Source organism: Candidatus Benthicola sp. (genome assembly GCF_058719085.1).
Map to the genome: position 1 here is coordinate 62,615 of NZ_JBZQEK010000118.1, position 11,638 is coordinate 74,252.

Consider the following 11,638-nt stretch of genomic DNA (forward strand, 5'->3'; position numbering starts at 1 on the left):
TCAGCCCAGGACCGCCAGCACGTCGGACTCCCGGACGATCAGGTACTCGGTGCCGTCGACCGTGACCTCGGTACCGGAGTACTTGCCGTACAGGATCCGGTCACCCTTCTCGAGCTCGACCTCGATCAGCTCACCCTGGTCGGTGCGGCGGCCCGGCCCGACGGCGATCACCGTCCCCTGCTGCGGCTTCTCCTTGGCCGTGTCGGGAATGTAAAGGCCACCGCGCATCTCCTCCGTCTCCTCGAGAGGCTCGACGACCACCCGATCGGCCATGGGCTTGATCTTGACGCTTGCCATGTCTGCTCCTCCTGGTGCTTCCGCTATCGGTTGAACTTCGCTGTTCTCCGGACCGCAACTTGTTAGCACTCCAACGTATCGAGTGCTAACACGCTCCCAAAATACGAGGCCCGCGGTCCCGGTCAAGTCGCATGTCGGCCTCCATCGGCAAGCACACTGCGTGCCAGTACGAATCCTCCTTCGTATCAGGTTTTTCGGGCCTTTTCTCTGCCTTCCTGACCGGGAGCCCGGTCGGATCTGTCAGGCTGGCGCAGGGCTGCCAGAAAGGCGCGCGGAAACCGTGGTGAAACCCTGCGTGCGTCCACGTCGTACGAAGCTGTGAACGGGACGCCAGAATCCGGTCCCGTCCGGGCGGAATCCGGGCGAGGACCGTTCAGAACCGAAGGTGGAGGTGGATAGAATGCTTCGAGCGATCATCACGCTGCTCATTCTGGGCTTCGTGGGAATGGCCGTGCTGAGCCTGCTGTTCGGCCTGCTCATGCCACTACTCGCGATCGCCCTCAAGGTCGCCCTGGTCCTCGTGGTCGGATACTTCATCCTTCGGGTCGTGAGCCCGAAGGATGCCGAAAAGATGAGGGAAAAGCTGCGACGGGTGAAGTAGGGACGGGTGTGGTCGAAGGGCCCGGCGGTCACGCGGCCGGGCCCCCGTCGCCTCAGGTAGGGTCGGAGTTCCCTTCCAGCCGACGGCGCGCCTCTCTGAGATGGCTCGCCACGAGTCCCAGGTGGTCCCCGAGTTCCTCGATCCGGTCGGCCGTTTGGTCCAGCGCCCCCGCCCGCAGCGAAATCCGCACGGCCGGCATCGGCAGCGTCGCGTACCCGTTGTCCGGATCCGAGGCGAACAGCAGCTGCCGGCTCCACGGCTCGCCGGGAAGACCGGATTCGCTCGTCAGGGCCAGGCTCGCCAGGCGGAGCTCCTCGTTCACGGCCTGCGCCGCCGCGGGACTCAGCGGCCCGGCCGCCAGACGACGGTCTCTCGCCGTCGTGTAGGAGGCCGCCTCGGCCGTGAGGCTGTCGATCGAGGCCCGCAGGTGATCGACCGCGGTTCGCAGTCTTCTGGCCACTGGCAAGGCTTCTTCCACCGTCGGAGCGCCCTCCCCCACCGCATGTTCCGTCGCGGTTGCCGCCTCGATCGCCGCCTCCACCTCGACCTCCAGGTGCCCCGCGCGCTCTCCGGCCACCGCAGCCAGCTCGCTGAAGTCGTACGGAAGGACGTCGGCGTTCGCCAGGCGGCCCAGCACCACGGAGGCGACGCCCGCCGTGGCCGCGTGATAGCGGTACCCGGGATCGCCGAACTCCTGCATCCAGCGCGGCGTGTCGTACATGGAGTGATACACACCGCCGCGCCCCCCGAAGCCGAACCCGATGGCGGGAATCCCGAGGTGCTGGTAGAAGGCCTTGTGATCCGATCCTCCACCGAGATCCCCTACCGGTAGTGGCTCCGGCCCTTCTTCTCCGGTCCATCCCTCGACGACGCGCGCCAGCCACGCATCATAGACCGAGCCGCCCTTCACCGGCTCGGGCACCCGCCGGGCCGCATCCCGGGCCAGAGACTTCAGCTCGGGAGACGCCGCGGCCCCGAACGACGAGCCCGAGACCGGCGCGTCCTGGTTGACGTAGGCGACCACGGAGGCGCGGAGCCGCTCGGCGTGCGCCTCGACCCACTCGATGGAACCGAGGATTCCCCATTCCTCGGCATCCCAGGTCACGAACACCACGGAACGCTTCGGACGCATGCCCTGCCGCGCGACCGCGGCGAAGGCCCGGGCCGCTTCCACCACGCTCGTCGTCCCGCTGACGTTGTCGATCGCACCGGGGCTCCAGGCATCGCGATGCGCCCCGATGATGACCCATTCCTCGGGCCACACGGAACCGCGAAGCACTCCGATCGTGTTGTAGGCGGGGTGATACGCGGCTTCGCCCGTCTCCGTGCGGACCTCCACGCGGGCCCGGGTCGGTCCCGGTCCCAGTCGGTAGGTCAGGTCCAACCCGCCCTGCCAGGACTCCGGCGCCGCCGGCCCCATGAGCGGTGCGAGCAGTTCCTCGGCTGCCCCGTATCCGATGGGCACGACGGGAATTCGGACGACCCCCTGCATCCGATCCACCGGAACCCGCCGGCCACCGGGAAGCGAAGGCCCGTCGGGTGTCGAGGGGTCACCGGTGGCATTCAGAATGCTGCCCCGCTGCACGCCGGCCGGGGGGCGCATCGGCCCTTCCGGGTAGACGGGCCCCCGCACGAAGCCATCGTCGGCCGGGTCGGAGTAGAGGAGGAGTCCCACGGCGCCCCGCGCCTCCGCCTCACGGGCCTTGATGCCCCGAAACGAGCGTCCGTAGCGCGCGAGCACGACCTTCCCGCCCACGGAGACACCTGCGGAGTCGAGGGTACGATAGTCGGCGGGAAGCCCGTAGCCGGCGAACACGACCTCGCCGGCCGCGATCCCGTTTCCCGAATAGGCGTTGAAGACCGGAACCGCGCCCTCCAGGGTCGCGGGGTCAACCTCGATTCCGGGCTCGCTCAGGTCGAGCGTCTTCGGCTCGGGCCACGTCCGCTCGACGGACACGGCGAGCGGCATCGGAAGATAGAGCCACAGGGAGTCGTACCCGGCCTCGATGCCGGCCGCGGAATGCCAGGCCAGCACCGAGTCTCGCGTGGCGACCTGGCCCGGCGTTCCGGCCACGTGAGGCCGGGCCGCCAGGGTCTTGGCCCACCGGGCGGCTGAGTCGGCTTCGATCGCCGCGAGCAGAGCGGCCTCGAACCGATCCTCTTCCTCCGCAGCCTCCGGGGAGAAGCCGGTGAGGGGGAAGTCGGCCGACGTCCCGGCCTCCGGGACCGCGGACTCCTGAGCCTCGGCTGCCGCAGGCAGGGCCACCGGCAGCCAGGCGGCGACCAGTGCGAGAGCGATTCCGAGTCGACCCGGGCATCGTCCCCGGCGCTCACCGCCTCCCGTCGCGTCGCTCATTCGCCCGCAGCCTGTCGTTCGAGATGCTCATCGGCGCACACGAGGCCCTGCAACGTCAGATAGGGATCCACCTTGTCGACGGTCTTACAGTGCGGAGCGATCACCTCAGCCAGTCCGCCCGTGGCGATGACCAGAGGTTCCTCCGGGTCCCACTCGGCCAGGATTCGGCGGACGATGCCGTCGATGCCGTCGACGATCGAGTAAAAGACCCCGGACTCGAGGCAGGTGACGGTTCGCCTGCCGATGACTCGCTCGGGAGCGCGGATCTCCACCGAGGGCAGCTTGGACGTCCGCTCGTGCATTCGATCGATACCGGCCCGGGGTCCGGGCGCGATCACGCCGCCAAGGAAGACGCCGTCCGCCGTGATGCAATCGAAGGTCGTCGCCGTGCCCAGATCGACGACGACGGTGTTCCGACCGTACAGACATCGGGTCCCGAGGGTGTTCACGATCCGGTCGGCACCCACCGAGGCGGGCTCATCGACGTCCAGGACCACCGGAAGCGGGGTGCCGGCATGCACGCGGCGAAAGGGGATCCCGAGCTGGGCGAACGCTTCGTCCCACGAGCGGTCGATCGCGGGAACGACCGAGGCGATGACCGCGCGGTCGATCGCTCCGGTACCGTCGACTTCCGTGGCGAGGAGCCCTCCCAGGGTGAGGGCCATCTCGTCCCCGGTCGGGTGCCGCTGCGTGCTGATGCGCCACGAGCGCCGGACCTCGGAGGCCGAGAACAGTCCCAGGAGTGTCTCCGTATTACCGACGTCGACAGCCAGGATCATGAGGCCCCGCCCTTCCCTTTCGAACCCGACATGGACCACGGATCGACCACTCCATCCGTCACCCGCCGCAACGCTCCCTGGTCCGGCCTGAACAGAAGCGCGCCGTCGGGTGCGATCCCCACACAGGTTCCCGGCTGCCCCGCCTCCGCCCCCGGCGGCGTGAGTCGCACCCGCCGGTCGCGCAACCAGTCGTACCGATCGACTCGCTCCAGGAGGTCCGCGGTGAGCGATGCGGGCAATCCCGCAAGCCGGATCTCGAGCCCTTCGATGACGCAGTCGGCTACCTCCGCGAAGGGCACCGGCTGTTCGAGAATCATCTCCATCGTCGTGGCGAGGCCCTCGAGCTCGTCCGGGGCGTTCGCTCCCAGGGGCCGGATGTTGAGACCGACCCCGACCACGAGGTACGAAGGGTGCGCGTCCTGCCACGTGGCCTCTGCGAGGACCCCACCCAGCTTGAGTCCCCCGGCGACGATGTCGTTCGGCCACTTCAGAGCCGGTTGCAGCCCCGGAAAGGCCGAATCGAGACGCTCCACGATCCCGAGCCCCGACAGGATGGACACCATGGCCGGATGCGAGAGGTCCGATGGCCTGAGTATCAGGCTCAGGTACAGGCCGCGGTCCGCCGGGGAGTACCACGCATGCCCCGCCCTTCCCCGACCCGCCGTCTGCTCCCGGCAGAGCACGATCGTGCCGGCCGGAGCGCCCTCCTCCGCCAGCTGTCGCGCGACTTCATTGGTCGAGTCGATCCTGCCGTACAGGTGAACGGAGTCGCGGCCCCAGCGATCCTGGAGCTCCTCGAGCGCATGCCCCTCCCACTCGTTCACTCGGCGCCTGCCCATAGCTCTTCACCCGTGAGGATAGATTCGAGCACACGTCGCTCACGTCCGCGCGCCCACCGCGATCGAAACCTAGTGAACGCGGGCTCGTGCCACATCCCCGCCGTCCCGCCCGTCATCGAAGCCCGGGAACGAACACAGCCGCCAGCAGATATCCGCAGCCCACGGCCCAGCAATACCAGGCGAAGCGATGAAACGCACTCTTCTCCAGCATGCGCACGAACCATCGGATCGCCACCACACCGGACACCAGGGCCGCGCCGAAACCGAGGGCGAGAGCGGGCACACCCGTTGCGCCCGCTCCGGCCGCGTCGCCCAGCTGCAGCAGTCCGGCGCCGAGGATCGCCGGAACGGACATCAGGAACGAGAACTCGGCCACCGCCACCGGCTCCACCCCCAGCCACGTACCCATGGCCACCGTCGACCCTGAACGGCTCAGGCCGGGAAGAATCGCCGCGGCCTGAGCGACACCGATCCAGGCCGCATCGCGGAAAGACGGATCGGGCTGGCGGGCACGACTTGCCGTGAAACGGATCGAGTAGATGACGAAGCCGGTGACGATCAGCATGGCAGCCGCCATGACCGGACGGCCGAAGGCGGACTCGAACCATTCCCGACCCAGGACGCCCGCGAAACCGGCCGGCACCGAAGCCAGGACGAGAAGACCCACGTAGCGCCACGCCGCCCGGTCGCCGCGAAGAGCCCCGGAAACGAGCGATGCCACGCGTCGGCGGTAGACCCACAGAACGGCGCACAGCGTCGCCAGGTGGACCGTGACCTCGAAGGTCACCCCGCTCCGTTGGATGCCGAGCAGAGCCTGCCCGAGGACGAGATGGCCGCTGCTGGAGACGGGAAGGAACTCGGTGAAGCCCTGGACGATCCCGAGCGCCAGCGATTCGATCGCGTTCAAGAGCCCGGCCCCGACAGCACCTCTTCGTACACCCGCTCATACATCGGAACGATCAGGTCGGCCGAGTAGCGCTCCACGGCGGTGGCCCGGGCAGCGTGACTGAATCGGGTCCACAATTCCCGGTCTCGCAGCAGTCGCAGGCCACTCGCCGCCATCGCGTCCGTGTCTCCCACCGGGTGAAGGAAGCCCGTCTCGCCATCATCCACGACCTCGGCGAGCCCGCTGCCTCCCGTTCCGATCACCGGAACGCCGCTCGCCATGGCCTCCAGGGCCACCAGCCCGAACGACTCCTGCTCCGAGGGCAGGAGGAACAGGTCCGCGCAGGCGAGGAGCGCGGCCACGGACTCGAGCTTGCCGAGAAACACGACGTCGTCGAGGACTCCCAGTTCTCCGGCGAGCTCCGTCGCCGCAGAGCGTTCCGGACCATCCCCGATAAAGACGAGGCGGGACGAAATCTCGCGTCGGATGCCCGCGAAGATCCGGATGACATCGTCCACGCGCTTCACTCTGCGGAAGTTCGAGATGTGCATGACCACCTTCTCGCCTTCCGGGGCCAGAGCGCGCAACTCGCAATCGCCGCGGCCGGGTCGGTACACCTCCGGGTCCACGAAATTCGGCACCACGCGGATGTCGGCCCGGTCGCACTTGAACGCGCGGTGCGTTTCGTCTCGCAGGTATTCCGAGACGGCGGTGATCCCATCGGACTGTTCGACCGAGAACCGGGTGATCGCCGAGAAGGACGGATCCTGGCCGACCAGGGTGATGTCCGTCCCGTGGAGCGTGGTGACCAGCTTGAGATCACGGTCCTCCTTCCGGAGCATCTGCTTCGCCACCCACGCCGCTTCCGCATGGGGAATGGCGTAGTGAGCATGCATGATCTCGAGGTCGTGCTGCCGGGCCACTTCGTGCATGCGGACCGCCAGGGCGAGCGAGTAGGGCGGGTACTCGAAGAGAGGATAGTGCGGCACCTCGACTTCGTGGAAGAACAACCGCTCGTGAAAGGCGGTGAGTCGGAAGGGCTGGGCATAGGTGATGAAGTGGAGCTCGTGGCCTCTGGCGGCCAGCTCGATGCCGAGCTCGGTGGCCAGGGCTCCGGAGCCTCCATACGTCGGATAGCAAGCGATTCCGATTCTCATCCCGTACCTGCCGAGTGATGGCCGGGCCGTTCACCGTCGCCGGTGTCGTCGCCGACCGCTTCCGTCCAGTCCGCGGCGATGCGTGCGGCAAGCTCCTGCACGCCCGTCTCCGCGTCCACCCTCCGGGCATCGCCGGGCAGCTGGTGCCGCATCCATGTCCTCTGGCGACGCGCGTACTGCCAGGTGTCCCTGACGATGGCCTCGAGCGCCTCGTCGCGCGAGATCTCGCCCGCGGACCAGCGCCACACCTCCCGGTAGCCGATCGCCGTCATGGCTGGAGAGTCGGGTCCATGACCGGCGGCCACGAGCGATTCGACCTCTTCCTTCCACCCGCTCGCGAGCATGTCGCCAGCCCTTTTCCGGATCCTCGACCGGTGCGCTCCCGGCTCGCACTCGAGGACCCAAAGCCTGACCGGAAGCGGCTCGGCCTCGGGCGTTCCGTGCGTCTGCCACCAGGTCAGACTGCGGCCCGACAGGAGAGCGAGCTCGAGCGCTCGACCGGCTCGCTGACGATCGACCACGGACAGCCTTCGGCCGAGCTCGGGGTCCAGGCGATCCGTCCATCTCCGCAGCTGGCGCAGGGGGCGCGGTCGCAGCCATTCCTCCAGCGCGGACCTGCGGGTCTCGTCCAGCGCGGGCTCGTCGAAGACGGGCTGTATCAGGGCTCGTACGAACAACCCGGTCCCTCCGACCAGCAGGGGCGTCCGGCCGCGGCTCTCGATCTCCACGATCCACTTCCGACAGAGTCGCGAAAAGCGACCGGCCCCGTATCGCTCCCCCGGCTCCAGGAAGGCCACTCCGTGATGGGGGACAGCGGCGCGCTCCTCCCCGGATGGAGCCGCCGTGCCGACCTCGAGTCCCCGGTACGCCTGGCGGCTGTCGGCCGAGATGATCTCTCCGTCCACGGCCTCCGCCACCCGAATGGCCAGACTCGTCTTGCCCGTGGCCGTGGGGCCGAGGAGGACGAGCGCCCTCGGACGGCGCCCTGCCGCATCCGGGCCCCCGTGATTCACGAGCGACCGAATCGGCGGGCCAGCTCCTCCATCGTCAGCCGGAGGATCGTCGGCCGTCCATGCACGTCGTGGCCGGGCAACTCGGTCGCGAAGAGGCGGTCCACCAGTTCCTCCATCTCCGCCTGCGACAGGGGCTGACCCGCCTTGATGGCGCCCTTGCACGCCATGCTCTTGGCGATCCTCTCGTGCTGGTTCCTCGCCGAATTCACCAGCTCCGACCCGTGAGCCAGCTCGCCCACCATGTCGGCGAAACAGGCTTCCGGGTCGAAATACGGGTGCGGGTTGGGCGCCGAATGAATGATCACCGTGCGGTCACCGAACGCCTCCACCTCGAAGCCCACGGCCCTCAAGAGCCCCCCGAGCTCCTCCACCGCCGCGAACTCCGCCGGCGCGAGCCGCAGGGTGAGCGGAAAGAGCAGCCGCTGCGATTCCGCGCCACCCTCGGTGAACCGGCGCATGATCTCCTCGAACAGCACTCTCTCGTGGGCCGAATGCTGGTCCACGATCAGGAGGCCCTCTCGCGTCGAGACGAGGATGTACGCGTCGTGCAGCTGCCACGCGTGCGGCCTGGCGGCTCGGGCGGGCACGGAAAGGGGGTCGGCGCCGCCCTCCCCGCCGTCCGCGGCGCCCCCGTCCCCTTCCTCCGCGTCCCCCCGACGCGCCACGAAGAACGCGAGCTGTGGGGGCGTCCCATCGGACGAGGCCGGAGCAGCGGGGCGCTCCGCGATCCTCGCCGGACCTCCGCCGCGAAAGCTCGGGGGCCGGCCCGCGATCGGCGATTCCGGGCCCGAGGGAGCAGCCTCGGGCCCCAGTCCGGGCGCGCTGCTCACCGCCCCCAGCCGCTCGCGGACCGCCTCATCCACCGCTCGCCGCACGGCGGCGCCATCGCCGAACCGGACTTCCGCCTTCGCCGGGTGAACGTTGACGTCGACGCCGCTCCCATCCAGCTGGAGGTAGAGGAGGAAGGTCGGCCGGAGACCCGGCGCCACCGTCGTCCGGTACGCGTCGTCCACGACTCGGACGAGCGAAGAGTCTCGAAACGGACGTCCGTTCACGAACAGGTAGCGCCGGCCGCCGCTGCGACGGGCCGCATCGGGACGCTGGATCAGTCCGGCGACGCGGACGTCGCTCGAACCCGAGTCCAGCTCCAGCAGCCGGACCGCCTCGTCCTGTCCCCAGATGTCCGCGACGCGGTCGGTCAGGTTTTCCACCGCCGGCAGGGAAAGCAGCTCCCTCCCGTTGGATTCGAGGTGAAAGGCGGTCCTCAGGTTCGCCAGTGCGAGAAGCAGCACGGCCTCACTCGCGGCCCGGGTCTCGGCACCGGCGGCGCGCAGGAACTTGGCGCGGGCGGGCACGTTCTGGAACAGCGAACGCACCGTGACCGTGGTTCCCGGCTGGCGGGCGATCTCGTCGGCGGAAGTGATGCGCCCGGCCGTGACCCGGATTCGGGTCGCCGCGCCGCCATCCACGGGCGCCGTCTCGAGCTCGAGCCGGCTCACGGCCGCGATCGACGGAAGCGCCTCGCCGCGAAAGCCGAACGAGGTGACGCCGTGGAGGTCCTCTGCCGACCGAATCTTGCTGGTGGCGTGGCGATCCAGGGCGAGGAGCGCATCGGGACGACTCATCCCCTCTCCATCATCCGCCACCCGGATCAGGGTCTTTCCCCCGTTCCGCATGTCGACCCGGATCGAGCGGGCCCCCGCGTCGAGAGCGTTCTCCACCAGCTCCTTGACCACGGAGGCAGGACGCTCCACGACCTCGCCGGCGGCGATCTGGTTCGCCACGTGATCCGGCAGGATGCGGACCCTACGCCGGTCGTCCCCCGCCCCGCTCACGACGGCAGCTCCACACGATAGAATCGGCAGGCGTTCGCCGTCGTGCGCTCGGCCACGGCCTCGAAATCCACCCCCCGGATCGACGCCACCGACTCGCACGTGTGGCGCAGGAACGAAGGCTCGTTGCGCTTCCCGCGCCTCGGAACCGGGGCGAGATAGGGACTGTCCGTCTCGATCAGCAGCCGGTCGTCCGGCACGCGCCGCACCAGGTCATCGTCGGCGAACTTCTTGAACGTCACGATTCCCGAGAACGAGACGAACCAGTCCGCGTCCAGCCCCGCTTCGAGCAGAGCCCGCCCGCCGGAGAAGCAGTGCAGCACGCCGCGAACCCGCCCGGCGAACCTGCGGATGAAGGAGATCGTGTCCGCGTCGGCGGCCCTCGAGTGCACCACGACCGGCAGATCGGTCTCGGCGGCCAGCTCGAGCTGTGCCTCGAACGCGTCGCCCTGCTCGACCCGCGGAGAGTGGTCGTAGAAGTAGTCGAGCCCCGTCTCCCCGATCGCGACCACCGGGCGCTCCGCGGCGAGCTCACGCATGAGGTCCGGGTCGCGACTGGAATCGAAGGCCTGCGCGTCGTGCGGGTGGAGTCCGGCCGTGCTCCACAGGCCGGGCGTTCGGTCCGCGAATCGCAGCGCCGCCCGTGCATCTTCCAGATCGGACGCCACCGTGACCATTCCGGAGACGCCTGCATCGCGCGCCCTGGAGAGGATGTCGGCGCGGTCTTCCTCGAAGGAAGCATCGGAGAGATGGAGATGGCTGTCGAAGAGCTTCACCGGCATGGGACCGTCGCTTGGGGCTGTGCAGGTGGATGGGCGATGGCGCCCCGCTGTGCCCGGTGCGCCATCCCTGTCCGTCGGTTCAGCGACCCGCCGCCTTCTCCTTCCGCCTCGAGCGGTGCTCGATCTCGAGCAGCGCCGGAGAGGCCACGAAGATGGACGAGTAGGTCCCGATCACGATACCGAGAATCAGCACGAGAGCGAACGGTCGCACGACCGTTCCGCCGAGAATGAACAGGGCCAGGAGCGTGACCAGCGTCGTGCCGCTGGTCAGCACGGTGCGCGGGAGCGTCTCGTTGATGCTCGAGTTCACGATGTCCTCGTACCGGTCCTTGCGGCGCTTCTTGAGGTTCTCCCGAATGCGGTCGAACACGACGATCGTGTCGTTCAGCGAGTACCCGAGGATGGTCAGGATCGCGGCCACCGTCGCCAGCGTGATCTCGATGTCGAACAGCGAGATGAAGCCGAAGGTGATGGTGATGTCGTGGAACGTCGCGATGATCGCCGCCACGCCGAACCGCCATTCGAAACGGAACGCGAGGTAGACCAGCGTGAGGGCGAAGGACATCAGGATGGCGATCGCGGCCTTCCTCTGCAGCTCCGACCCCACCTTCGGTCCCACCGCGTCGGCGCTCATCGAGTAGCCGTCCGGTCCGTACGCCTCCGTGAACAGCGTCTCGACGCTCTCGACGATCCCCTCGAACGCCTGCGTCCGGATCAGGAACTCGTTCGACGTGCCCAGCTGCTGGATCTGAGCGTTCTCGATCCCCGCGCCCGCGATCACGCCACGCACATCCGATACGGACGTGGGCTGCGTGAACTCGACCTGAAGGAGCGTTCCGCCCGTGAAGTCCACGCCGTAGCGCGGTCCCCCGTGCATGACGAGCGATACGATGCCCACCAGGAGCAGCGCGGCCGATACCACGTAGGCCCGTCTGCGCTGGCCGAGAAAGTCGTAGTGGGCGCCTCTGAATATTCTCATATCGGGACCAGGTCAGATGCTCAGTGGCTCGGTCGGCGACCGCCGCTCGAGGTAGATGAGGAAGGCCGTCCGCGTGACGTAGAGGGCCGTGAAGAACGAAGCCAGGATGCCGATCAC

Annotated in this window: 11 protein-coding genes; 1 reads left to right on the forward strand and 10 read right to left on the reverse strand. The window is 68.5% G+C overall.

The window, feature by feature from the left end; translation table 11 throughout:
• Positions 1-297, reverse strand: a complete 297-nt coding sequence (groES, locus tag AC36XV_RS09435; protein ID WP_492203432.1) for a co-chaperone GroES — start codon at positions 295-297, stop codon at positions 1-3.
• Positions 298-697: 400 nt separating this feature from the next.
• On the opposite strand from groES, the gene AC36XV_RS09440 reads away from it, so the two are divergent.
• Positions 698-898 carry a hypothetical protein gene (locus AC36XV_RS09440; RefSeq protein WP_492203433.1) on the forward strand — a complete coding sequence of 67 codons (201 nt, stop codon included), beginning with the start codon at positions 698-700 and terminating at the stop codon, positions 896-898.
• 52 nt (positions 899-950) lie between these two features.
• Here the strand turns inward: AC36XV_RS09440 and AC36XV_RS09445 are convergent, their stop codons facing one another.
• From AC36XV_RS09445 to secF, 9 genes are all read right to left on the reverse strand, one after another.
• Positions 951-3,254: a M20/M25/M40 family metallo-hydrolase gene (locus tag AC36XV_RS09445; protein ID WP_492203434.1), complete on the reverse strand. Its 2,304-nt coding sequence runs from the start codon at positions 3,252-3,254 to the stop codon at positions 951-953.
• The gene (locus AC36XV_RS09450) at positions 3,251-4,033 is read right to left on the reverse strand and encodes a type III pantothenate kinase (RefSeq protein ID WP_492203435.1); all 783 of its coding nucleotides are present in this window, start codon (positions 4,031-4,033) and stop codon (positions 3,251-3,253) included. The genes AC36XV_RS09445 and AC36XV_RS09450 overlap by 4 nt, the downstream gene beginning before the upstream one ends.
• The gene (locus AC36XV_RS09455) at positions 4,030-4,872 is read right to left on the reverse strand and encodes a biotin--[acetyl-CoA-carboxylase] ligase (protein ID WP_492203436.1); all 843 of its coding nucleotides are present in this window, start codon (positions 4,870-4,872) and stop codon (positions 4,030-4,032) included. Before AC36XV_RS09455 ends, AC36XV_RS09450 begins: the two co-directional genes overlap by 4 nt.
• A 112-nt stretch (positions 4,873-4,984) precedes the next feature.
• Positions 4,985-5,779, reverse strand: coding sequence for an undecaprenyl-diphosphate phosphatase (locus AC36XV_RS09460; RefSeq protein ID WP_492203437.1), 795 nt, complete (start codon positions 5,777-5,779; stop codon positions 4,985-4,987).
• Positions 5,776-6,915 carry an N-acetyl-alpha-D-glucosaminyl L-malate synthase BshA gene (bshA, locus tag AC36XV_RS09465; RefSeq protein WP_492203438.1) on the reverse strand — a complete coding sequence of 380 codons (1,140 nt, stop codon included), beginning with the start codon at positions 6,913-6,915 and terminating at the stop codon, positions 5,776-5,778. Before bshA ends, AC36XV_RS09460 begins: the two co-directional genes overlap by 4 nt.
• Complete coding sequence (miaA, locus tag AC36XV_RS09470; RefSeq protein ID WP_492203439.1) at positions 6,912-7,928, reverse strand: tRNA (adenosine(37)-N6)-dimethylallyltransferase MiaA; 1,017 nt, start codon at positions 7,926-7,928, stop codon at positions 6,912-6,914. The genes bshA and miaA overlap by 4 nt, the downstream gene beginning before the upstream one ends.
• Positions 7,925-9,763 (reverse strand): DNA mismatch repair endonuclease MutL, encoded by a 1,839-nt coding sequence (mutL, locus tag AC36XV_RS09475; RefSeq protein ID WP_492203440.1) that lies wholly within the window; start codon positions 9,761-9,763, stop codon positions 7,925-7,927. The genes miaA and mutL overlap by 4 nt, the downstream gene beginning before the upstream one ends.
• Positions 9,760-10,542 carry a TatD family hydrolase gene (locus AC36XV_RS09480; RefSeq protein ID WP_492203441.1) on the reverse strand — a complete coding sequence of 261 codons (783 nt, stop codon included), beginning with the start codon at positions 10,540-10,542 and terminating at the stop codon, positions 9,760-9,762. The genes mutL and AC36XV_RS09480 overlap by 4 nt, the downstream gene beginning before the upstream one ends.
• Before the next feature lie 79 nt (positions 10,543-10,621).
• Positions 10,622-11,521, reverse strand: a complete 900-nt coding sequence (secF, locus tag AC36XV_RS09485) for a protein translocase subunit SecF (RefSeq protein WP_492203442.1) — start codon at positions 11,519-11,521, stop codon at positions 10,622-10,624.
• Positions 11,522-11,638 lie beyond the last annotated feature (117 nt).